This is a genomic window from Glycomyces sp. NPDC047010 (assembly GCF_040644205.1).
Lineage (GTDB): Bacteria > Actinomycetota > Actinomycetes > Mycobacteriales > Micromonosporaceae > Glycomyces.
The window spans coordinates 245948-269218 of sequence record NZ_JBEYVY010000009.1 but is presented as its reverse complement, the minus strand read 5'-3'; the positions used below and the strand labels follow the sequence as shown (position 1 = coordinate 269218).

Below are 23271 nucleotides of genomic sequence, written 5' to 3'. Positions count from 1 at the left end.
GTCAGTCCTTCGCTCGCAGCAGGCGGACGAACAGGAGCGACAGCGCCATGACGAGGACGACCAGGAGGAACGAGTTCGCCGCGCCGGTGCCGAGGTCCGCCCGGGTGATGTGGTTGTAGAGGTAGTAGCCCGCGGTGGTGGTGGAGTTGTACGGCCCGCCCTGGGTGACCACGAACGGCTCGGCGAACATCTGGAACACCGCGAGGGTCTGGAGGACCACGGCGAACCCGATGGTGCGCCGCAGGAGCGGCACGGTGATGCTCCACAGCTGGCGGGCCTTCGAGGCGCCGTCGAGGTCGGCGGCCTCGTAGATCGAGGCGTTGATCGACTGGAGGCCCGAGAGCAGGATGATGACGATGAACCCGGTGGTCTTCCACAGGAACAGGAGCGCGAGGGTCGGCTTGGCCCACGCGCTGGTGGTGAGCCAGCCGGTGTCGGGGAGTCCGAAGAGGCCGAGGAACGCGTTGACGGCGCCGTAGCGCTGGTCGAACAGGACCACCCAGATCTGGGCGACGGCCACGAGCGGGGTCACGAACGGGACGATGAAGGCGACCCGGTAGAGGCCGCGGAGCCGCAGCTTCGCGTTGTTGAGCAGGACGGCCACGAGGACGCCGAGGGCCATCTGGACGGGGACGATGAGCAGCCACAGGACCGCGGAGTTCCCGAGGGAGGACCAGAACGCGGGGTTGGTGAGCAGGTACGTGTAGTTGTCCCAGCCGACCCAGGTGGCGGCGCCGGTGCCGCGCCAGTCGGTGAAGGACAGGCGGGCGGTGAAGAACAGCGGGTAGACGCTGAACGCGGCGAAGACCGCGACGAACGGCAGGACGAAGAGGTACGGCGCGAGGCGGCGCCGCAGGCGCGGGCCGCGCCCGGCGCGAGGGGCGCGCCGGGTCGCGGGTGCGGTGGCCGTGCCACTGGGGATCGCCGTCACTGGCGGTCGACCAGGTTCGTCTGGATGTCCTCGCTGGCCTGCGCGAGGACCTCTTGGGGCGTCATGTCGCCGTCGAGCATCCGCTGCACGTCGTTGCCGAGGTAGTCGACGGCGCCGGTCCACCAGGCGGGCGTGGGCGTGCCGCCGGGGATCTGGGCCCCGGCCTCGGTGGCGACGGTCCACAGGTCCTGGCCGCCGAGGGCGGTGATCCCGCTGTAGAGGGGCTTGGCGGGGTCGGCGGCGGGCGTGTAGCTGGGGATGGAGGTGGCGAGGCCCTCGGGGTAGACGTCGCCGGGGCCCCACACGGCGGTGTAGCCGGCCTCGTCGAACATGAGGAACTCGTAGAACAGCCAGGCGAGGTCGGCGTTCTTCCCGTCCTTGGGGAGGACGAAGGAGGAGCCGCCCATGGCGCCGGAGCGGGCGCCGCCCGCGTCCCAGGCGGGGAGCTGGGTGGCGCGCCAGTCCCCCGCGGTCTCGGTGAGGACCTGCTGCGGCGCGAAGGAGAACCAGATGGCCCAGGGGTAGAACACCTGGTTGCCGTTGTCGAGTTCGGCGATGTCGGTGGGCGTCAGGTACTCGGCGCGGGTGCCGAGGCCCTCCTGCCGCACGGTGTCGAGGAACGTGAGGATGCGCTCGAACTCGGGGGTGTCGAGGCGCAGGTTCCCGTCGGCGTCGGCGATGGAGGTGCCGAGCTGGCTCGCGTACATCTCCAACTGGAGCTGGCCGAGGAACGCGGACTGCTCCAGGTGGATCGGGGCGGAGCCGGGGACGGCGGCCTGGTAGTCGCGGGCGGCCTGGAGCAGGTCGTCGTAGGTCGCGATGGCGTCGACGTCGATCCCGGCGGCTTCGAGGGCGGTCGCGTTGTAGAACAGCAGGCCCGGGTCGAGGTCGAAGGGGACGCCGTAGACGCCGCCTCCGACGGTGTTGACGTCGAGCTTCTGCGGGGCGATATCGGCGGCGTAAGGGGCGAGCACGTCGCCGAGGTCCCACAGGTAGTCGGTGAAGCCGCCGACCTTGGCGTCGTCGAGGAAGACGCCGTCGGGCACGTCGGCGCCGGTGATGAGGGTGTTCTGGAGTTTCGCGTCGATGTCGACGGCGACGTGGTTGACCTTGATGTCGGGGTACTTGGCGTTGAAGTCGGCGATGACGCCCTCGAAGACCTCGAAGAGGTCGCCGGAGCGGTCCCAGATGGTGATCTCGCCTTCGGTGCGGTCGGGGGCCTTGAGGAGGTGTGACGCGCCGGCGTCCTCGTCGGAGGCGATGTCGGGTCCGCAGGCGGCGAGGGCGGGGGCCGCGGCGGCGAGCCCGGCGGACGCGAGCAGGGCGCGTCGCCGGAGGAGATGGCGTTGCATGGAACACTCCCTTGTGTGATTTTCCAACGTGTGCAAAACCTAGCACCCCTTTGCCGACGTTGCAAACGGTAGGATGGGCCGTATGCCGGCAACACTTCGCGACGTCGCCGAACTGGCGCAGGTCTCCGTCCGCACCGTGTCCAATGTCGTGAGCGGATACGCCCACGTCAGCGAGCGCATGCGCCAGCGCGTGCTCGCCGCGATAGAGGAGCTCGACTACCGCGCGAACCCCGTCGCGCGCACCCTCCGCACCGGCCGCACGGGGATGCTCGCGCTCGTGGTGCCCGAGATCGACGTACCGTACTTCAGCGAACTGGCCCGGGACGTGATCGACGCGGCCGCGGAGTTCGGGTACCGCGTGATGATCGACCAGACCGGCCACGACCACGAGCGCGAGCGGCGCCTCCTCATGGGCGACGACCGCACGATGCTGTTCGACGGCATCCTCTTCAGCCCGCTCGTGACGAAGTCGGAGCTGCTCGACATGCACCGCTCCGAGCACATGCCCCTGGTGCTGCTCGGCGAGCACGAGTTCGACGGTCGCTTCGACCACGTGGCGATCGACAACGTGCAGGCCGCGCGCGACGCCGTGGCGCACCTGGTCGCGGCCGGGCGGACCCGGATCGCCGCGATCGGGGCGCAGCCGCTGGAGGAGTACTCGACGCCGCTGCTGCGCACCGCCGGATACGAAGCGGCCCTTGAGGAGGCGGGCCTGGAGGCGCGGCCGGGGTACGCGACCCCGGCGCCGCACTACAGCCGCACCGACGGGTACGAGGCGGCGACGGCGCTCATGGCGCTGGACCCGCGGCCCGACGCGATCTTCTGCTTCTCCGACCTCCTCGCGGTGGGCGCGATGCGCGCGGTCTTCGACGCGGGGCTGAGCGTCCCCGAGGACGTGGCCGTCGTGGGGATCGACGACATCGAGGAAGGCCGGTTCGCACGGCCCTCGCTGAGCACGGTCTCCCTGGACACGCCGTTCATCGCGCGGGAGGCGGTGCGGCGCATCGTGGCCCGCATCGACGACCCGTCCGTTGCGGCCGAGGAGGTCGTGGCGCCGCACCGGCTCGTGGTGCGGGAGTCCACGGGTTCGTAAGCGGCACACAGGTGGCGCGGCAGCGCCCGATTTGCCCTCTTGCAACGTAGGCAAATTGCTGGCATGGTGTTTGCAACGTCTGCAAAGATGCGGGCGCACCCACTCCACAGGAGGCAACCCATGACGGTGACTAGACGGCTGGCCGCTCGGGCGCGCCGCTGGGCCGTGCTGCTGGCGGCCGCGGTCCTCGCGGCCGCCGGCGCGCAGGCCCTCGTCGCGACCCCGGCCCAGGCCGCGTATCCGGGCACGGTGCTCTACTCCCCCAACCTGACCACGTACCCGAGCGGCACCGCGGGCTACCCGCGCGCCATCGGCCTCGAACACGACGGCTCCGCCAACGAGACGATGCTCGCGACGTTCGCCAAGGGCGGCCACAACGCCCCCACGAACCTCCCGATCTACCGCTCCACCAACGGCGGCACGAGCTGGACCCAGATCAGCACCATCAACTCGAACACCCCCGGCTGGGACCTGGAGGCGCCCACCCTGTTCGAGGTCCCGCGGAACATCACCGGGCTCAACGCGGGCGACCTGCTCGCCGCGGGCACCGCGTGGGACGTCGGCGACTACACCTCGCAGAAGGTGGAGGTCTTCAAGAGCACCAACGGCGGCACGAGCTGGACGTTCCTCTCGAACTGCACCACCACCTCGGGCGAGCCGAACACGTGGGGCCACGGCATCTGGGAGCCCACGTTCCTGGTGGCGGACAACAACACCCTCGCGTGCTTCATCTCCGACGAGCGGCCTTCCAGCGGCGCCACCAACAACCAGAAGATCGGCCACTACACGTCCACCAACGGGGGTGCGACCTGGAGCTCCGGCATCCAGGACGACGTCGTGTTCCCGGCCGACAACCTGCTGCGCCCGGGCATGCAGACCTTCGCCGAACTGCCCGACGGGCGCTTCGTCATGAGCTACGAGATGTGCCGCGACGCCACGAACGCCGACCACGCGTGCGAGGTCTACATCAAGTACTCCGACGACGGCCTGAACTGGGGCGCGGCGGGCGACCGCGGCACCCTCGTGCAGACCTCCGACGACCGCGAGCTGCTGCACACCCCGTACGTGTCGTGGACGCCCGCGGGCGGACCGAACGGGACGCTGCTCATCTCCGGCCAGCGCGTCGTCGCGGGCCCCACGGGCAACAAGACCGTGCTCGCCGAGTCCGGGACGGTGCTGTTCGCCAACCGGAACCTCGGCGCGGGCGACTGGTTCGAGGCGACGACCCCGGTGACGGTGGACCCGACCGGCGGGTACGCCTCCGGCGTGCCGTCGTGCCCGGGGTACTCGACCCCGGCGATCCCGCGCGAGGACGGCACGAGCTACCTGTACCTCGCGGCGACCTGGCTGGGCCAGAACAACCAGTGCGAGGTGCGGTTCGGGATCGGCACGGTCCCGGGCGCGACGGGCGCGGTCGTGAACCCGCAGACGGGCAAGTGCCTCGACGTGGACACGAACACGGCGGTGAACGGGAACCGGGCGCAGATCTACGCGTGCGGGATCGCCTCGGGCCAGGACTGGTCGCGGTACTCGGACGGGTCGATCCGCTCGTTCGGCAAGTGCCTCGACGTGGACGCGCAGGGCACGGCCAACGGCACGAAGGTGCAGGTGTGGGAGTGCAACGGCTCGGGCGCGCAGGTGTGGACGCCGCAGGCGAACGGGTCGCTGCTGAACCCGCAGTCGGGCCGGTGCCTGGACATCTCGGCGGGCGGCACCGCCGACGGGACCAAGCTCCAGATCTACGACTGCAACGGGCTCTGGACGCAGGTGTGGACGCTGCCCGCGTAAGGGGCGCATGAGTACAGGGGCCGGGGCCGCGGACGCGCGGTCCCGGCCCCCTTTGTAGGGTCGGCCGCATGGACGTGTTCGAGGAGCGGCGGGGCCTGCTGAAGGCGGTCGCCTACCGCGTCCTCGGCACGGTCACCGACGCCGAGGACATCGTGCAGGAGGCGTGGCTGCGCTGGAACGGCGTGGACGCGGCGGCCGTGGACGACCCGGAGGCGTACCTCGTCACCGTCACGACGCGGCTGGCGATCGACCGGCTCCGCAGCGCCAAGGCCAAGCGCGAGTCCTATGTGGGGCCGTGGCTGCCCGAGCCGGCGCCCGCGGAGGGCGACGCCTCGGACCGGTTGGCGCTCGGCGACACCGTGTCGTCGGCGATGCTGCTGGTCCTGGAGGCGCTCTCGCCGCTGGAGCGGGCCGTGTTCGTGCTGCGGGAGGCGTTCGGGTACTCGCACGCCGAGATCGCGCGCATCGTGGACCGCAGCGAGGCGTCGGTGCGGCAGACCGCGATGCGGGCCCGCGAGCACGTGGAGTCCAAGCGCCGCAGGTACGACACCGACGAGGCGACCCGGCGGCGCGCGACCGCGTCGTTCATGGAGGCGTGCGCGGGCGGGGACCTCGCGGCGCTCCTGGGCGCGCTCGCACCCGACGTGGTGCTCGTGTGCGACGGCGGCGGCCTGGCCCCGGCGCCGCGGCGGGCGCTCACCGGCATGGAGCTGGTGGCGAACGCGCTCATCTCGTTCACGCGGCGGATGCCCGAGGACCCGAGCATCGCGTTCGAGGAGGTCAACGGCGGCCCGGCGGTCGTGGTGCGCTCCGGCGGCGTCGCGGCGGCGGTCGTCATGCTGTACCTGGTGGACGGCGCGATCGAGGAGATCCACCTCGTCAGCAACCCCGAGAAGCTCGGCGCACTGTGAAGTAGGTCACTGCACCTCACGTCCGGGCCGCGGCGCCCGTCCTTGGGGCATGAACGACATCCTCATCATCGGCGCCGGGTACACCGGCATGATGGCGGCCGTCGGCGTCGCCCGCCGCACCAAGGCCGCCCGCGTCACCATCCTCAACCCGGTCGAGCGCTTCAACGAGCGCCTGCGCCAGCACCAGGCCGCCGCGGGCCGCGAGCTCGCCGACTTCCGCATCCCCGTCCTGGTCGAGCCCGCGGGCGTCCGGTTCGTCAAGGGCCGGGCCGCCGCGATCGACACCGACGGCCGCCGGGTCGTCCTGGACGACGGCCGGGAACTCCCCTACGACACGCTCGTCTACGCGCTCGGGTCGAGCACGCCCGCCGTCCCGAACGCCTTCACCATCGACGACCCGAAGCTCGCACTCGCGCTGCGCGACAACTCGACCGGCACGTTCACCGTCGCCGGGGCCGGCCTCACCGGCATCGAGGCGGCCACCGAGGCGGCCGAGGCCCACCCGGACCTGCACGTGCGGCTCCTCAGCCGTGGCGAGCCCGGCGCGATGATGGGCGCCAAGGCCCGCGCGCACCTCGCGGCCGCGCTCGACCGCCTCGGCATCGAGGTCCGCACCGGCGTCACCGTGGCCCGGGTCCACCCGGACGCGGTGGAACTCGAAGGCGGCGAACTGCTCCCCAGCGACGTCACGCTGTGGACCACCGGCGTCCGCACCGCCCCGCTCGCGGCGGAGGCCGGGATCGAGACCGACGCGCACGGCCGCGTCGTGGTCGACGCGACCCTCCGCTCCGTCTCGCACCCGGAGGTCTACGCGATCGGCGACGCCGCCGCGATCCGCCAGGCGTACGGGGTCATCCACGGCACCTGCCAGAGCGGCATCCCCTCGGGCGCCCACACCGCCGAATCCATCGTCCGCCAGCTGAAGGGCAAGGAGCCCAAGCCGTTCCGCTTCGGCTACATCCACCAGCCGGTCTCCCTCGGACGCAAGGACGCCGTCGTCCAGTTCACCCACCCCGACGACACCCCGAGCCGCTGGTACCTCAAGGGCCGCGCGGCCGTGGCCTACAAGGAGGCCGTGAGCAGCAGCCCCGTCAAGTTCTACCGCTCCTCGACGGCGATCCCGGCCGCCATGACGGGCCGCACCGGGGGCCGGAAGAACCGCATTTGACGGCACCAGGTCGGGCCGCGCTATGATTGGTCGAACGTCCAAGACGATCGACCAAGGAGAGACATCATGGCGGGCCCGACCAACGCCGAGCGCGGCACGGCCGCGCGCACGAAGCTCCTCGCCGCGGCCGGGGAGCTCATCGGCGAGATCGGCTGGAACGCCGTGAGCACCCGCGTCCTCGCCGAACGGGCGGACATGCGGCCCGGCCTCGTCCACTACCACTTCGAGTCGCTCCAGGCCCTCTTGCGCCAGGCCGCCCTGGAGGCCATGGAAGGGATGCTCGCGGGCACCGCCGAACTCCTTACGGCGACCGACGACCCGGCCGACGCCGTCGACGCGATGCTCGCCGAGCTCGACCGCTACACCGGGGCCGACCCGGCCTCGCTCCTGTTCATCGAGGCGTACCTCGCCGCCACCCGCGACCCCGTCCTGCACGAGCGGATGCAGGCGCTCGTACACCGGTTCCGCGGCGGCGTCGCCGCCGCGCTCGCCCGCACGGGCCACCCGGCGCCCGAAGCCGCCGCCGTCCTCGTCATGGCCGTCTTCGACGGCTTCCTCCTCCACAAGGGCCTCGACCCGGCGCTCTCGGCCGCGTCCATCGCGCCGCTGCTGCGCCGGGTCACCGACACACCTGGAGCACCCGCATGAAAGCGCTGATCTGCGGCGCCGGCATCGCCGGACTCGCCCTCGCCAACCGCCTCCACCACCACGGCTGGGAGGTCCTCCTCGTCGACAACGCGCCCGGCCCCCGCAGCCAGGGCTACATGATCGACTTCTTCGGCCCCGGCTTCGAGGCCGTCACCGCCATGGGCCTCGAACCGGCACTGCGCCGCGCCGCCAGCCCCGTGGACGAGTTCCAGTACATCGACGGACACGGCCGCACCACCGTCAGCGTCGACTACCGCCTGTTCGCCCGGGCCCTCGGCGGCCGGATCGCCAGCGTCATGCGGCCCGCCCTCGAACGGATGCTCCGCGAATCCCTGCCCGCCGGACTCGACATCCGGTACGGCACCACGGTCGACGCGATCGACGACGACAAGGCGCTCCTCTCCGACGGCACCGCCGTGGACGCCGACCTCGTCGTCGGCGCCGACGGCGTCCACTCCCGCGTCCGCTCCCTCGCCTTCGGAGCCGAAGCGGAGTACCTGCGCGACCTCGGGATGCACACCAGCGCCTACGTGTTCACCGACCCGCGGATGCACGAGGAGGTCCGGGGCAGGTTCGTCCTCACCGAGACCCTCAGCCGCCAGATGGGCTTCTACGGCCTCGGCGACGACCGCGTCGCGGTCTTCACCGTCCACCGCACCGGCGACCCGCTGCCCGCCGACCCGCGGGAGGCCGTCCGCCGCGCGTACGCGGGCATGGGCGACCTCGCCGACCGGGCCCTGGCGCAGTGCCCCGAGCCCCGCGAGGTCTACTACGACCAGGTCGCCCAGATCGACCTGCCGCAATGGACCAGCGGCCGGACCGTCCTCATCGGCGACGCCGCCCACACCGTCTCCCTCATCGCCGGGCAAGGGGCCTCGCTCGGCGTCGCGGGCGCGTACCTCCTCGCCGAACGACTCCAGCGGTCGGCGACGCCCGCGGAGGGCGTCGCCGACTACGAGCGGCGGTGGCGGCCGGTCGCGACCGGCGTGCAGGAGTCGGCGCGCGACCGCATCACCGAGTGGTTCCTCCCCACCTCGCAGGCGCGACTCGTCATGCGCCGCTGGGGGTTCAAGGCCCTGAACGTCCCCGGGCTCGACCGCGCCCTGGCCGGACGGGTCTTCCCGAAGTCGCACCGGACCGTGGTCGAACTGAGCGTCTGACTCAGCGCGCGCCGGTCTGCGTCAGGTGCATCCTCGCGTAGCGGCCCGAGGCGTCGAGGAGTTCCGCGTGGGAGCCCTGCTCGGCGATGCGGCCGCGGTCGAGGACCACGATGACGTCGGCCTGGCGGATCGTCGAGAGGCGGTGGGCCACAACCAGGGTGGTGCGGCCGCGCATGAGGCGGCCCAGGGCCTCCTTGACGAGTTCCTCCGCTTCCGGGTCGAGCGCGGAGGTGGCCTCGTCCAGAAGCAGGATGCGCGGGTCGCGCACGAGGGCGCGGGCGATGGCGAGGCGCTGGCGCTGGCCGCCGGAGAGGCGGGCGCCGCGCTCGCCCACGACCGTGTCGAGGCCCTCGGGGAGGTCGCGCACGAACTCCCAGGCGTTGGCGTCCTTGAGGGCCGCGGTGATCCGGACCTCGTCGGCGTCCATGCCGTACCCGACGTTCTCGCGGATCGTGCCCTCGAACAGGACCGACTCCTGCGGCACCACCGAGGTGAAGCGCCGCGCCGTGCGCAGGTCGAGCTCCTGCATGTCGGTGCCGTCCAGGAGGATGCGGCCCGACGTGGGCCGCACGAACCCGAGGACCAGGTTGAGCAGCGTGGACTTGCCCGAGCCGGAGGAGCCGACGAACGCGACCGTGGTGCCCGCCGCGATGTCGAGCGAGACGTCCTGCACCGCTTCGGAGTCGGCGCCCTCGTAGCGGTGCGAGACGCGGTCGAGGACGAGGCGGCCCTCCACGGCGGGGACGGCGCGCTTGCCCTCGTTCTGCTCGATGTCGGGGTCCTGGAGGACCTCGGCGATCGAGCGCACCGACTCCATGCCGCGCGCGCCGATCGGGATGAGCATGAGCAGGTTCGTGAGGCCCTGCGTCAACAGTGCGAAGTACGTGGACAGGAGCACGACCTCGCCGGGCGTGATCGGCAGGAACCCGGTGATCGCGAAGACCGCGGCGAGGCCGAGGCAGCCGACGCCGAGGATCTGCATGGTCACCCAGGAGATCGAGGCGACGTGGCCGTTGAGCATGTCGAGGTGGAGGCCGGCGCGGCGCACGCCGTCGGCGCCGGAGGCGACGCGCGAGACCGCGGTCTGCTCCAGGCCGTGCGCGCGGGTGACGGGGATGAGCGAGGCCATCTCGCCGACGCGCGCGGCGAAGCCCTCCATCTCGCGGCGGAACCGCTCGTTGCGGGCGCGCGAGCGGCGCTTCAGGGCCGCGCGCAGGCCGATCGCGATGGGGACGGTGAGCGCGTAGATCGGCAGGAACTGCGGCACTGCGATGGCGGTCATGGTGATCGCCCCCGCGAGGACCATTATGGACGACAGCAGCGGGTGGGTCATCTGCTGGAGCATCTGCTCGACGTTCTCGACGTCGCGCACGACCTTGTTCTGGACGATCGAGGCGCTCGTGCGCGTGTAGTAGCCGATCGAGAGGCTCTGGAGGCGCGCGGCGAGCCCGTTGCGCAGGTCGGCGCCGGTGTCGCGCACGACGGTCATGAAGTTGCGGGTGTACACGATGTGGTTGGGGTAGTTCTGGACGAGGAGGGCCACGGCGACGGCGAGCCAGCCGAGGACCGCGCCGACCGAACCGCCGGAGGAGACCAGGTCGATGATCGCGGCGGTCACGACCGGGAGGAACCACAGCGGGACCTCCTTGACCGCGAACGCGGCGAACGCCGCGGTCAGCCGCCAGGGGCGGCGGGCGAGGAGGCGGATGACGGAGCGGGCGGGATGGGAGCAGTCGAGCAATACTGCGCCTTGAGCAAGCGCTTTCTTATGCATGGCTCCGATCGTACGGACCTGCCGGGCGACAGGCAATCCCGTAAGCGGGCCGATGCGGAGCGGGGCGGGGCCCGAGCCCCGCCCCGCCTGCGGGTTCCCGTCAGGCGCCCTCGATGTCGATGACGACCTTCACTTCGCCCGACCCGGCGTGGAAGGCGTCCTGGTAGTCCGCGAACGGCACCCGCTTGGTGATGAGGCGCCGGAGCCAGTCGCGGTCGGACTCGGCGAGGACCTCCGCGGCCCGCGCGCAGTGGCCGAGGTTCGCGTTGACCGAGCCCACGACCACGTCGTTCTCCAGGACGATGTCCCGGTTGAGGCTCCCCGCGTCGACGTTCATGCGCCGCCCCGCGGGCGAGACGCCCGTCAGGCAGGTGACGCCGAAGTTCCCCGTGGCGGCCATCGCGTCGAACACGAGCGCCTCGGCGCCGGTGGCCTCCACGACGATGTCGGGGACGACCGCCTCGATCGCCTTCGGGAAGCCCTCGTAGTGGTAGGTCGCGCCCAGCGCCTCCACGAGCTCCGGCTTCGCGCCGTCGGGGGCGCGGTCGAGCACGTGGACGTCGAGCCCGCGCTGCGCCCCGATCATCGCGGCCAGCAGCCCGATCGGCCCGGCGCCGGTGACGAGCACCGACTGCGGGTCGAACCACGAGCGCCCGCCGACCTTGTCGATCTGCTCCCACGCCTTGACGAGCACGCTCATCGGCTCCAGGAGCACCCCGACGTCGGCGAGCGACGGGTCCAGCTTCACGGCGTAGTCGGCCTCCACGGTCCACACCTCGCTGGCGTAGCCGTGGATCTCCTTGATGCCCCGCTCGGTGTAGTTCCCGTTGCGGCAGTTGTCGAACAGGCCGCGCGCGCACGCGCCGCACGGCTCGGGGTCGGGGCGGCGGACCACGCCGACCACGAGGTCCCCGGGTGCGAAGCCGCTGCCCGCGGGGGCCTCGCGGACCCGCCCGAGGGACTCGTGCCCGATGACGAGCCGGTCGGCCCCCGGCGGGGCCCAGCCGTACTCGCCGTCGGCCAGCTCCCGGTCGGTGCCGCACACGCCGAGCGCGACGGCGTCGACGAGCAGCTCCCCTTCGCCGGGCACCGGCTCGTCCATCTCCCCCAGCTCCAGCGACCCCTTGACGCCGGGCTCCACCGTCAACGCGCGCATGCCGCCCACCTCCCCTTCCACCTGCGAAACCACCTCAGTATGGGGTCTCGCGCAGGATCTATCCGGCTTCTCGGGGAAGTGGGCCGCGGGCCCGCCGGGGATCAGCCCTTGACGGCCCCCGCGAGGGCGCCTTGGACGAAGTACCGCTGGAACAGCAGGTACACGAGGAGCACGGGGACGGCGGACATGAAGATGAAGGCGTTCATCGCGCCGTAGTCGGTGCCGTGCTGGGTCGAGAAGCTCTGGACGGCCAGGGGGATCGTCCAGTTGCCCTGGGTGCGCAGCAGGGTGGTCGCCATGGCGTACTCGTTCCAGGTCGCCACGAAGTCGAGGACGAACAGGGCGGCCAGCGCGGGCTTCGCGAGCGGGAGGATCACCTGCCGGAAGACGCGGAAGGTGGAGGCGCCGTCGATGCGGGCGGCCTCTTCGAGCTCGTCGGGGACGCCGCGGAAGAAGCCGTACATGACGAAGATCTGGTACGGGATGCCGAACGCGAGGTAGGGCAGGATCAGGCCCAGCCGGGAGTCGAGCAGGCCGAGGCCGAGCATGGTGCCGAAGAGGGGCCCGAGTCCGATCTGGACGGGGACCATGGAGCCGACCGCGATGACGGCGAGGAGCACGCGGGCGCCGCGGAAGCGGATGCGGGCCAGGGCGAACGCGGCGGCGGTGGCGACGAGGAGGCCGAGCGGGACCTTGACCGCGGCGATGAGGAGGCTGTTCCCGGCGGTGGTCCAGAAGTCGCCGGTGTCGATCGCGCGCGGGTAGTTGGCCCACTCCCAGGTCTCGGGCAGGGCCCACATCGGGGAGGCGTTCAGGTCCGGGAGGCTCTTCACCGAGGTGGCGAACATGAGGTAGAGCGGGAGGAACCACAGGAGCGCGGTGACCGCGAGGGCGGCCCAGAGGCCGATGCCGACGTAGTCGCGGGGCGGGCGCGCGGCGGGGGCGGTCATCGGTCCTCCTTCATGGACCACGCCATGTAGGGGATGACGAGGGCCAGGGTGACGATCAGGAGCACGGTGGCGACGGCGCCGCCCATGCCGAACTCGTGGTTGGTGAACGACTGGGTGTAGGACCACAGGGCGAGGACCTGCGTGGACTGGGCGGGGCCGCCGCCGGTCATGCCGACGACGAGGTCGAAGACTTTGAGGGCGTTGATGATGGCGAGCACGACGACCACGACGGTGGTGGGGCGCAGGCACGGGAGGGTGACGTTGCGGAACCGCTGCCAGGTGTTGGCCCCGTCGATGCGGGCGGCCTCCATGAGCTCGGCGGGCACGGTCTGGAGTCCGGCGAGGAACAGGACCATGCTGAAGCCGACGCCCTGCCAGACGCTGGCGGCGAAGATCGAGCCGAGCGCGAACTCGGGGTCGCCGAGCCAGGACTGGGCCCAGGAGCCGAGGCCGACGGCGTCGAGGGCCTGGTTGACGAAGCCGAGCGTGGGGTTGTAGATCCACCGCCACATGGCGGCGACGGTGATGGACGCGAAGACCGCGGGGATGTAGAAGACGGCGCGCATGAGGTTGCGTCCGGCGATGCGGCGGTTGAGGCCGAGGGCCAGGAGGAGCCCGATGGCGGTGGGCACGAGGAGGGACAGGCCGACCCAGATGACGGAGTTGCGCAGGGCGGTCCAAAAGACGGCGTCCTGTGTGAACAGCCGGACGTAGTTGTCGAGGCCGACCCAGGCGGGCTGCTCGGTGCGGAACCCGGACCACTCGAAGAAGGAGAGCCTGACGGCGTCGGCCATGGGGTAGGCGAGGAACCAGCCGTAGAGGACGAGCGCGGGGACCAGGTACGGCAGGGCGGTGGCGAGGCGGCGGTGCGCGGGGGCGGTGCGGCGCCGGGCGGGGCGCGCGGGGGCGGTGGCCATTGGCAGCTCCTTCGTGGAGGCCCGGGCCCCGGCCCGCACTCGGCGGGCCGGGGCGGGGGTCTCAGCCTTGGGCGTCGCGGAAGGTCTGGAACTCGGCGCCCGCGTCGGCCGGGTCGATGTCGCCGGTGAGCACGGAGTTCTGGATGCGCCAGTACTCGGTGGTGGCGGCGGTGGAGAAGTTCTGGTCGTTGTTGACGTACATGCCGTCGGTGGCGGCGAAGAGGTCGGACCAGGCGGCGTTCAAGGGGTTCGTGTCGTCGACGGGGACGTTCCGGTTGACGGGCATGACGCCCCAGTTGGCGCCCGCGATGGCGAGTCCCGCTTCGGAGGTGATGAAGTCGAGGAACTCGGCGGCCTTGTCGGCGCGCGGGGACATGGCGTTGATGTAGAAGCCCTCGCCGAAGCCGTACATGCGGCCGGTGCCGGTGGGGAACAGGAAGACGCCGACGTCCTCGGGGTCCATGCCGTTGGCGGTGGCCTGCGCGGCGTACCAGGTGCCTTCGAGGGACATGGCGGCCTCGCCGGTGAAGAACAGCTGGGCGGCGTCGTCGGCGCTGATGCCCATGTAGCCGTCGTTGAAGTAGGCGTCGCCCCAGGTCTTGAACTCGGTGAAGGCGGCGGTGACGCAGGGTTCGGCACCCCAGTCGCCGTCGCCGGTGTTCAGCTCGTCGGCGACGGCCGCGCCGCACTCGGTCTCCACGAGGGAGTCGAGGAGGCGCATAGCGTCCCAGTTGACGGTGCCGCCGAACTCGATCGGGGTGATCCCCTGCGCGGCGAGGGCGGCCGCGGCGGCGGTCAGCTCGTCGTAGGTGGTGGGCAGGGCGGTGATCCCGGCCTGCTCGAAGAGGGCCTTGTTGTAGTAGACCGCCTCGCCCTGGACGGTCCAGGGGACGCCGTGGAAGCCGCCGTACTGGGTGACGTTGGAGAGCGCGGCGGGCAGGAACCGGTCCTCCCAGCCGTACTGGCCGTAGTACTCGGTGAGGTCGAGGCTCATCCCGGCGTCCACGAGTTCGCCGCCGAGGCCGGGTCCCTCCCAGTACCAGTAGAGGTCGGGCCCGGAGTCGGTGCCGGCGACCTGGCGCATGGCCTCCTTGTGCTGGTCGACGGCGCGCTGTTCGAGTTCGACGGTGACGCCGGGGTTGGCGTCCTCGAACGCGTCGATGAGGGCGTTCATGGCGTCCGCCTGGTTGGACTCCTGCGTGGACATCCAGAGGGTGAGCGTGTTCGGGTCGTCCTCGGCGCCGCCGGAGCAGCCGGTGGCGACGAGGGCGGTTGCCGCGGCGAGGGCCGCGAGGGATCGAGTGTGCTGCATCGTTGCATCCGTTCTCGACTGGTGGTCGGGGGTGGAGGGGTTCAGTCGCTCGCGCCGGACCAGCGGCTGAACTCGCGGAGTTTCAGGTGGAAGTCCTCGAACATGAGGCGGGTGTCGACCCAGGTGTAGACGCGCAGCGGGCGCGCGCCCGGGACGGCGAGGTAGGTGCCGTCGTCCTGGAGGGACGGCGTGGGGATCGTGGTGTGGCGGCTGGAGGAGGGCGCGGCCTCGAAGAGGGACCGCAGGGCGGTGAGCAGGACCAGGGGCGAGTCGCCGAGCGCGTAGGACTCGCCGGGGGCGGTGCCGCGGTGCTCGGTGACGCCCCGGACCACGGTGGCGAGCTCGTCGTAGAGGTAGCGGCCGAGGGGCCCCGCGGCGGCGACGCGGAGGCGCAGTTCGGCGTCGGAGACGAGGCACTGGCGGTAGACGTCGCGCGGGACCTGCCAGACGTCCAGGTCGGAGTCGTTGAAGACGACCTGCCCGGCGGTGACGTCGATGAGCAGGTTGTACTCGATCGGCATCGCGTTCGGCGGCGGGTCGGCGAGGCCCTCGTGTTCGAGGCCGCCGATCCAGACCACGGTGAGCCGCTCGGCGATCCGGGGTTCGGTGAGGTACGCGGAGGCGAGGTCGGTGAGGCCGCCTCCGGCGAGGTAGAACAGCGGGGTGTCGGTGTCCTCGCGCATGGCCTCGGCGACGATCGCGTCGACGGCGGCCGAGGGCCGCGGGGTGGCGCGGTCGGCGAGGGCCTCATTGGAGCCCTGGTGGATGACCTCGGTGGAGTCGAGTCCCATGCGGGCGAAGACGTCGCGGGCGACGAGCACGGCGTTGGCGGCGGTGCGGCCGCTCGTGTCGAACACGTCGCCGTCGCGCAGGCGGGAGCCGACGACGGCGCGGATCTCGGTGTTGGGCGAGAGGATCTGGTGGACCAGGTGGTACAGGTCGTCGGGGTCGCCCGCGAAGTCGTTGTCCACGATGACCCGGGCGCGCGGTCCGGGGGCGGGCTGGATCGCCTGCCAGGGAACGGAACCGAGCCTCCAGTGCCGCACGTCGTACTCGCGTCCCGCGGCGTCGGGGATCAGGGTCACGGTCGACCTCCTCGTCGGTGTGCTGAGGTCAAGCCCACAACCGGTTGACCAATTGGGTGAACCATAACCCACGAGATAGGTGAACGTAAACCTATACGATGGGACCAATCCCGAACCGCTCATCACGATTGCGCAACAGAGGCAGGTCGAACACGCCCGATGACGAGGCAACCAGGGGCGGCGCGCCGCCCGAGCATGGCCGACGTGGCACGGAAGGTCGGCGTGTCCACGCAGACCGTCTCCCGCTACTTCACCGGCGTCGGCTACGTCGGCGCCGAGACGCGGGCGCTCATCGCCGCCGCGATCGAGGAGCTGGGCTACCGGCCCAACCAGTCCGCGCGGAACCTGCGCGCGCGGCGGTCGAACGCGGTGGGCGTGCTCACCATGGGGCCCTTGAACTACGGCAGCTCAGGCGTGCTGACAGGGCTCAGCGAGGCGGCCCGGAAGGTCGGGTACACGCTCCTGATCGCGCAGCTGGACCTGGACTTCGAAGCGGACGGCTGGCGCGGCGAGGTGCGGCGGGCCCTGGAGCACTTCCTGTCAATCCCCGCAGACGGCATCCTGGTGTCCACCCCCGTGCAGGGCACCGACCAGATCGTGGCCGAACTCGACGCCGGGATACCGGTCCTGACGGTCTCCGAGCGGCCGCACTCACCGGAGGCGTCGGCCACCACGCACTCGTTCGAGGCGGCCAGGACCGCGACCGAGCACTTGATCGCGCTGGGGCACAAGAAGATCCTGCACGCCGCGGGACCGGCGAACCGGAACGAGGCGTTCGAGCGCGAGCGCGGGTATCGGGCCGCGGTGGACGAGGCGGGCCTGCCCGCGCTCGTGGCCGCGGGCGCGCCCGACTGGACCGCGGTCTCGGGGTTCCTCGCGGCGAGCGCCGCGGACCCGCGCGAGTTCACGGCCGTGTTCGCCGCCAACGACGAGATCGCCCTCGGGTTCATGAACGCCATGACCGCGCGGGGACTCCATGCGCCCGAGGACTACTCGATCGTCGGCGTGGACGACATGCCCTCGGCCGCCTACTTCCCGCCCCCGCTGACGACCATGCGCCTGGACTTCCGCGCCGTCGGCGCTGACGCGTTCCGGATGCTCCACGAGCGGATCACCGGCGCCGGGGCGGTCGCGCAGGACGCCATGGAACCCGAACTGATCGTGCGGGACTCGACCGCCGCGCCCTAGTCGATGACGGCCCAGCCGAGCGGGCCGAGGATCAGCCGGAACTCCTCGTCCCCCGCGGCGACGGTGAAGGAGCGCGGGCGGCGGTCCAGGTTCGCGGCCGCGATCCGGACGCGGCCCCCGGCGCGGGAGCCCAAGGCCCACAGGTGCTCGTCCGGGCGCTCGGCCCACAGCAGCTCCCCCGCCGACATCTCGTCCAGTGTCTCCAGGACGGCCGCCACCGGGTGGTCGTCGCCCGCGGCCGAGCGGATGCCGCGCGGGCCCCACTCCTCGAACCACGAGAGGCCCGCGACGCCGGGCACGGCGAGGGCCGCGGCCGCGGCGATCGTCCACGCCGCCAGCGGGTCGTCGCGCTGGCGCGGGTCGGCGGCGCCGGTGAACTCGGCCCCGTAGCCGTCGGCGAGGTCTACCCGGGTCGACATGAGCGGCGCGTCAGCGGTGACGTTGTTGAACCGGGGCCGCAGCGTGACCGGCCCGACGAGGACCATCCGGCCGCCGCTCTCGGCGACCGCCTGGCGGGCGGCCAAGCGCTGCATGGCGACCGATTCGAGGAGCTGCTCGGTGCTGGTGTCGTGGAACAGGGGCGTGGTGGCGAACGCGATCACCTCGGCGGCGTCGGGGATCGCCGCGAGGTTCCGGTTCAGCTCGGTGAAGTGCGCCCGCGAGCCGCCGACGAGCGGCGGGTGCAGCCCGGCGCGGGCGAGGGCCGCTTGGAGGGTGTCGAGGGCGGGCGCGTCCGTGACGTGGGTGTCGGGGTCGAACGCGCCGATGCGCGCGATCGGCAGGGGCGCGAGGAACTCCGCGAAGGCGGTGAGGTTCGCGCCGGACCTGGGGACGACGGCGCGCACGTCCAGCGGGAGCCCCGCGACCGCGGCGCGGTCGAGGGCGGCGGGCCAGTTCGGGGCGCGGAGGTCGACCTCCACGAGGACGGTGCCGCCGAGCGGGGCCACGTCGGGGGCGGGGTCGGTCTCGGAGGAGGGCGCGGTCGCGGCGCCGAGCGAGATCTCCGGGAACAGGCCGCCGGGGACGAGCTCGACGCGCGGCGCGTCCGGGACCGGCGCGGCCGGGCGGTGGGCCTCGGCGGTGACGGTGATCGACTGGCGCACACGGCTTCCCGCGGCGAGCTCGTACGGGAACGGGAGCGCGAGGGGCCGGGAGTAGGTCTTGTAGGAGGCGTCGGTCCAGTTGCGCTGGTCCTCCATCTCGAACACGTCGCCGCCGAACGCGAGGTCCACGGCGAGGCCGTCGTGCTCCCACGCGAGGGCGGCGATGTCGAGGACGGGCTGATGCGGGCTGATCGCGGCCGGGAACCACGTGTCCTCTTCGGACCCGTCGGAGTGCCTGGCGCGCAGGGCGGTCCCGGCCAGGCGCGGCGGGTGGAGCGCGACGAGCCCGGTGCGGTTGGTCAGGAACGGTGCGGACGCTTGCAGGTCGAGGTCGACGACGAGGGCCCTGTCCTGGACTCGGGCGGTGAGGGTCCCGGCGAGCGGGCCCCAGCGCAGGCCGAGGCGCAGCTCCTCGGCGTCGTCCAGGAGCGAGACGTCCCAGGCGGGGGTGTTCCAGTCGCGGTCGCGGGCAATGGCCCGGACGCTGCGGAGCACCGTGCGGCCCTCGAACGCGATGCCGGCGAGTTCGGCGCCGCGATGCTCGATCGACCAGGGGCCGGCGCCCCAGGTCGCGGACTCGGTCCTCCAGGTCGCCATGTCAGATCCCCGTCATGCCGCCGTCGACGGCGAACAGGCTGCCGGTGGCGAACGCGCCCTCGTCGCTGGCGAGGAACACCATGATCCCCTCCACGTCGGCGGGCGTGCCGGGGCGGCCGAGGGGGATGCGGCCGACGATCGCCGCGCGGGACTCGGGGTCGTCGGCGATGGTCGCGGTCAGGCCGGTCTCGGTGTAGGCGGGGACCACGGTGTTGACGCGGATGCCGTTGGCGGCGTAGGCGGCCGCGGTGGTGCGGGTGAGGCCGTGGATGCCGGCCTTGGAGGTGCTGTACGCGGCGAACTCGTTGCCTTCACCGCTGAGCCCGGTCGGGCTGCCGGTGAGGATGATCGAGCCGCCGCCGTATTTCAGCATCGACCTGACGGCGTGCTTGACAGTGAGGAACGTGCCCGTCAGGTTGACGTCGATCGTGCGGCGCCACACGGCCACGTCGAGCTCGGCGACCTGCGCGTCCTGGCCGAACAGCTGCACCGCGGCGTTGGCGACCACCGTGTCGGGAGCCCAGCCGCTCGCGGCGAGGTCTGCGAACGCGGCCGAGACGGCGGCCTCGTCGGCGATGTCCACGGTGACCGCGCGGGCCCGGTCGCCGATGCGCGTCGCCGCCTTCTCGGCGGCTTCGGCGTCGCGGTCGGCGATCACCACGCGGGCGCCTTCGGCCGCGAACCGGGCCGCGACGGCGTACCCGATCCCGTTGGCCGCTCCGGTGATGAGGGCGGTCTTCCCGTCGAGCCTGCTCATGCGCGTTCCTCTCAGCAGCTTCGGGCCGACAGCGGGGGCGTGTACGGCACCACGCTCCACCATACTGACCAACCGGTTGACCGGTTGCGGGGGATCGTAGGCTACAGACCCAGGACCTCGTCCAGGAGCGCGCCGCGGGCGTCCATGTCGGCGAGCGGCAGCGGCTCGGCGAGGTCGGGCGCCAGGTCGGCGACCGCCTCGCGGGCCGCGTCGGTGAAGTGGACGGTCCCGTCCGGGTCGATGCGCTCGACGCCGTCGGCGCGGGCCATCCGCTCGTTGAACGCCACTGCATCCTCAAGGGACGTGCCCGGCGGCAGGTCGAGTTCGACGGCTCCGCTGCTGATCTTGACGGGGTACCCGCCGGGCAGGCCGCCCGGGGAGGGCACCGACCAGCGCAGCACCTTCGAGTCCGGCAGCAGCGCCTCGATCACCGGGAGCGCGACGGCGGCGGTGAGGAAGTTCCAGCGCAGGCCCGCGTCGATCGCGGGCGCCCGGTACGCGAGGGCGTCCTCGCGGCGGCCGTCCTCCCCGAGGTACACGCGGCACCGGTCGTCGGGGCCGGGGTCCTCGGAGGTCATGACGCCGGTGAGCTGCGAGTGGTGGGCGACCACGCGGACCAGCGGCGGCACGCCCCCGCCCGCCTCGGCGCGGAGCGCGGCGCTCGCCCGGCGCTGCATCATCCCGGCGTTCCCGAGGCCCAGCGCGGGCGCGAAGCCGACGCGCTCCAGGACCGGGCCGGTCACGTCGGGGATCGACAGGTTCGCGACCGGCGCGGTCAGGCCGACCTGCTTGGCCGCGCGCATCACGTTGAGCACCACGGGAACCTGGTACGGCAGGCGCAGGGCGAGCCCGGCGGCCACGACCGCGTTCGCGGCGGGATCGGCGCGCTCGGCGAGGCCCCACGGGCTGCGCAGCGAGGCGCACTGGACGACCACGTCGGGCCTGACCCGGTCCAGGAGCGCGGCCACGTCGTCGAGGCGCGTCGCGTCGAGCGGCGCGGCCTCCACGAGGCAGTCGGCGGCGCTGGCGATCACCGCCGCCGCCTGGTGGACGTTGCGTTCGGAGCGGCTGGCGATGACGAGGCGGCGCACGAGGCCGCTCGCGGCGAGGCCCGCGGCGATCCGCTCCCCCATGTCGCCCAACCCGATGACCAGCGCTGTGCTCATGCGGCCGATCCTATGCGACCGCGGGCGGCCGGGCGCGGACTCGGTCGAGCCCGGCCCGGCGGCGTCCAGGGGGGTCTAGCCCCACTGGCCGGGCGTGTAGTTCCCGGCCGGGGTCTGGGTGATGGCGTTCAGGCGGTTGTAGGCGTTGATCGAGGCGATGAGCGAGACCAGGGCGGCGAGCTCGTCGTCGTCGAAGTGCTTGCGCGCGTCGGCCCAGACGTCCTCGGGGACGCCGGCGCCGTCGGCGAGGCGCGTGCCCGCCTCGGTGAGCGCCAGCGCGGCCTTCTCGGCCTCGGTGTAGACCACGGCGTCGCGCCAGGCGCCGACGAGGGCGACGCGGACGGCGGTCTCCCCGGCGTGGACGGCGTCCTTGGTGTGCATGTCGAGGCACACGCCGCAGCCGTTGATCTGGCTGGCGCGGATGGTCACGAGGCCGCCGATGCCCTCGGGCAGGGCGGCTTCGAGCGACCGCGCCGCGGAGGTGAGGTGCTTCGCGAACTTGGCGCCGACGGGGTTCGCGTAGTAGTCGATGCGGGCTTCCATGGTGTGCTCCTTAGGTGTTCGTTGGATTCACTGCCATGACGGATGCGCGCGCGCTGATGTGACCGCTGGTGCCCGGGGTCACATCGGCCCCTGCTCGCCGGGTTCCGGGCGGGCTTGCGCGACCACGTATACGTATATTATGTTTATACGTGGAAACGCACCGACGCATCACCTGGAGACCCCGTGAACGACACCGTCCCCTACGGCATCCCGCTCGACCGCGAGACCCGATACGACCCGCCCGCCGCGCTCATGGCCCTCCACCGGGAGGCCCCGCTGCGGCGCCTGCGCTACCACCCCGACGGCACCCTCGGGTGGATCGTCACCGACCACCGGCTGGGCCGCAAAGTCCTGGCCGACACCCGGTTCAGGTCGCAGCTGCACGCCCCGATCAAGGTCCCGATCCCGATGCCGCAGATCGAGGCGCTCGGCGACTACGAAGGGCCCCTTCCCGTCACGCCCGGAATGTTCATCGAGATGGACGGCGCGGACCACACCCGCCTGCGCCGCAAGCTCACCGGCGTCTTCACCGTCCGCCGCATGCGGCTGCTCGAACCGCGCGTCGCCGAGATCGTGGAGGAGCGCCTCGACGCGCTGGAGGCGGCGGGCGGCGGCGCGGACCTCGTCGCCGAGTTCGCGCTTCCCGTTCCCGCCCTGGTCATCTCGGAGCTCCTCGGCGTGCCCCGCGCCGACCAGGACCGCTTCACCGGCGACGCGGCCACCGTCATGACCATGACCGTCACGGCCGAGGAGAAGGCCGCCGCGAGCGAGCGGATCATGGTGTTCATCGCCGAACTCGCCGCGTCCAAGCGCGCCGAACCGCAGGACGACCTCCTCTCGGACCTCGCCGCCGACCCGGAGCTGTCCGAAGCTGAGGTCGTCGGCATGGCGATGCTCCTGCTCGTCGCCGGGCACGAGACCACCGCGAAGATGATCGGGCTCGGCACGATGGCGCTCCTGGAGAACCGCGGCCAGTGGGACCTCCTGCGCGAGCGGCCCGAGCTCATGGCGAACGGCGTGGAGGAGCTGCTGCGGTACATCGGCGTCATCCACACCGGGATCATCCGCCAGGCCGCGGAGGACTTCGAGTTCGAGGGCGAGCAGATCACGGCCGGCGAGTACATGACCGTCTCGGTCCAGACCGCCAACCGCGACCCCGAGCACTTCGCCGAGCCCGACGTGTTCGACGTCGCCGGGGACGCCAAGGGCCACATGACGTTCGGCCACGGCGTCCACCAGTGCCTCGGCCAGCAGCTCGCCCGCGTCGAGATGCGCATCGCCTTCGAGCGGTTGATCCGGCGCATGCCCGGCCTGCGCCTCGCCGTCCCGGCCGCGCAGGTCCCCCTGCGCACCGACCAGAACTTCTACGGCGTGGCGGAGCTGCCCGTCACCTGGTGAAAACCGGTTGGCGCCACCGGCTCCACGCTTTAACGTGGAGCCGGTGAGCGACTTGACGTACGAGGAGTTCGTCCGCACCGCGACCGCCGACCCCGCGGTCGTCGGCCTGGTGCTCTTCGGGTCCCGCGCCCACGAGGGCACGGTCACCGAGCACTCCGACCACGACCTGTGGGTGGTCACCGCCGACGGCGCCGACTCGGACCTGCTTGCGCTGCAAGGGTTCCGGTCGCCGGTACTGGACCTCGTGGTCGTCCCGCTGAGCGGGTTCCGCGCG

The 23271-nt window shown here is 72.1% G+C and carries 20 protein-coding genes; 8 read left to right on the top strand and 12 right to left on the bottom strand.

The window, feature by feature from the left end; all coding sequences use genetic code 11:
* Position 1: 1 nt before the first annotated feature.
* Both AB0A65_RS19595 and AB0A65_RS19590 read right to left on the bottom strand, forming a co-directional pair.
* Positions 2-931: a sugar ABC transporter permease gene (locus AB0A65_RS19595; RefSeq protein ID WP_359953024.1), complete on the bottom strand. Its 930-nt coding sequence runs from the start codon at positions 929-931 to the stop codon at positions 2-4.
* The gene (locus AB0A65_RS19590; protein WP_359953022.1) at positions 928-2283 is read right to left on the bottom strand and encodes an extracellular solute-binding protein; all 1356 of its coding nucleotides are present in this window, start codon (positions 2281-2283) and stop codon (positions 928-930) included. Before AB0A65_RS19590 ends, AB0A65_RS19595 begins: the two co-directional genes overlap by 4 nt.
* Positions 2284-2365: 82 nt before the next feature.
* Between AB0A65_RS19590 and AB0A65_RS19585 the strand changes: the two genes are divergently transcribed.
* The 6 genes from AB0A65_RS19585 (at position 2366) to AB0A65_RS19560 (ending at position 9051) form a co-directional block, all read left to right on the top strand.
* Complete coding sequence (locus AB0A65_RS19585) at positions 2366-3376, top strand: LacI family DNA-binding transcriptional regulator (RefSeq protein ID WP_359953020.1); 1011 nt, start codon at positions 2366-2368, stop codon at positions 3374-3376.
* A 120-nt stretch (positions 3377-3496) separates the two neighbouring features.
* A complete protein-coding gene (locus tag AB0A65_RS19580) occupies positions 3497-5164 on the top strand; it encodes a ricin-type beta-trefoil lectin domain protein (RefSeq protein ID WP_359953019.1) in 1668 nt (555 codons plus the stop codon).
* Positions 5165-5232: 68 nt separating this feature from the next.
* On the top strand, positions 5233-6075 hold the full coding sequence (locus AB0A65_RS19575) for an RNA polymerase sigma-70 factor (protein WP_359953018.1): 843 nt from the start codon (positions 5233-5235) through the stop codon (positions 6073-6075).
* Between the two features lie 49 nt (positions 6076-6124).
* Positions 6125-7243 (top strand): FAD-dependent oxidoreductase, encoded by a 1119-nt coding sequence (locus AB0A65_RS19570; RefSeq protein WP_359953016.1) that lies wholly within the window; start codon positions 6125-6127, stop codon positions 7241-7243.
* A 66-nt stretch (positions 7244-7309) separates the two neighbouring features.
* A complete protein-coding gene (locus AB0A65_RS19565) occupies positions 7310-7891 on the top strand; it encodes a TetR/AcrR family transcriptional regulator (RefSeq protein ID WP_359953015.1) in 582 nt (193 codons plus the stop codon).
* Positions 7888-9051: an FAD-dependent monooxygenase gene (locus AB0A65_RS19560; RefSeq protein WP_359953013.1), complete on the top strand. Its 1164-nt coding sequence runs from the start codon at positions 7888-7890 to the stop codon at positions 9049-9051. Before AB0A65_RS19565 ends, AB0A65_RS19560 begins: the two co-directional genes overlap by 4 nt.
* Position 9052: 1 nt before the next feature.
* On the opposite strand, the gene AB0A65_RS19555 is transcribed toward AB0A65_RS19560, so the two are convergent.
* The 6 genes from AB0A65_RS19555 to AB0A65_RS19530 form a co-directional block, all read right to left on the bottom strand.
* On the bottom strand, positions 9053-10825 hold the full coding sequence (locus AB0A65_RS19555) for an ABC transporter ATP-binding protein (protein WP_359953011.1): 1773 nt from the start codon (positions 10823-10825) through the stop codon (positions 9053-9055).
* 100 nt (positions 10826-10925) lie between these two features.
* On the bottom strand, positions 10926-11981 hold the full coding sequence (locus AB0A65_RS19550) for a glucose 1-dehydrogenase (RefSeq protein WP_359953009.1): 1056 nt from the start codon (positions 11979-11981) through the stop codon (positions 10926-10928).
* Between the two features lie 101 nt (positions 11982-12082).
* Positions 12083-12931: a carbohydrate ABC transporter permease gene (locus tag AB0A65_RS19545; RefSeq protein ID WP_359953007.1), complete on the bottom strand. Its 849-nt coding sequence runs from the start codon at positions 12929-12931 to the stop codon at positions 12083-12085.
* Positions 12928-13848, bottom strand: coding sequence for a sugar ABC transporter permease (locus AB0A65_RS19540; protein ID WP_359953005.1), 921 nt, complete (start codon positions 13846-13848; stop codon positions 12928-12930). The genes AB0A65_RS19545 and AB0A65_RS19540 overlap by 4 nt, the downstream gene beginning before the upstream one ends.
* 61 nt (positions 13849-13909) lie before the next feature.
* The gene (locus AB0A65_RS19535; RefSeq protein ID WP_359953004.1) at positions 13910-15160 is read right to left on the bottom strand and encodes an extracellular solute-binding protein; all 1251 of its coding nucleotides are present in this window, start codon (positions 15158-15160) and stop codon (positions 13910-13912) included.
* Between the two features lie 41 nt (positions 15161-15201).
* On the bottom strand, positions 15202-16245 hold the full coding sequence (locus AB0A65_RS19530; RefSeq protein ID WP_359953002.1) for a nucleoside hydrolase: 1044 nt from the start codon (positions 16243-16245) through the stop codon (positions 15202-15204).
* Between the two features lie 204 nt (positions 16246-16449).
* Between AB0A65_RS19530 and AB0A65_RS19525 the strand changes: the two genes are divergently transcribed.
* The gene (locus AB0A65_RS19525) at positions 16450-17433 is read left to right on the top strand and encodes a LacI family DNA-binding transcriptional regulator (RefSeq protein ID WP_359953000.1); all 984 of its coding nucleotides are present in this window, start codon (positions 16450-16452) and stop codon (positions 17431-17433) included.
* On the opposite strand, the gene AB0A65_RS19520 is transcribed toward AB0A65_RS19525, so the two are convergent.
* The 4 genes from AB0A65_RS19520 to AB0A65_RS19505 all read right to left on the bottom strand — a co-directional run bounded on the left by AB0A65_RS19520 (position 17430) and on the right by AB0A65_RS19505 (position 21599).
* Positions 17430-19133, bottom strand: a complete 1704-nt coding sequence (locus AB0A65_RS19520) for a hypothetical protein (protein WP_359952998.1) — start codon at positions 19131-19133, stop codon at positions 17430-17432. The two genes, AB0A65_RS19525 and AB0A65_RS19520, sit on opposite strands and share 4 nt — an antisense overlap.
* A gap of 1 nt (position 19134) precedes the next feature.
* Positions 19135-19890, bottom strand: a complete 756-nt coding sequence (locus AB0A65_RS19515) for an SDR family NAD(P)-dependent oxidoreductase (RefSeq protein WP_359952996.1) — start codon at positions 19888-19890, stop codon at positions 19135-19137.
* A gap of 101 nt (positions 19891-19991) precedes the next feature.
* A complete protein-coding gene (locus AB0A65_RS19510; RefSeq protein ID WP_359952994.1) occupies positions 19992-21056 on the bottom strand; it encodes a KR domain-containing protein in 1065 nt (354 codons plus the stop codon).
* A gap of 75 nt (positions 21057-21131) precedes the next feature.
* Positions 21132-21599, bottom strand: a complete 468-nt coding sequence (locus AB0A65_RS19505) for a carboxymuconolactone decarboxylase family protein (protein WP_359952992.1) — start codon at positions 21597-21599, stop codon at positions 21132-21134.
* A gap of 183 nt (positions 21600-21782) precedes the next feature.
* Between AB0A65_RS19505 and AB0A65_RS19500 the strand changes: the two genes are divergently transcribed.
* Complete coding sequence (locus tag AB0A65_RS19500; RefSeq protein WP_359952990.1) at positions 21783-22997, top strand: cytochrome P450; 1215 nt, start codon at positions 21783-21785, stop codon at positions 22995-22997.
* Positions 22998-23271: the final 274 nt, after the last annotated feature.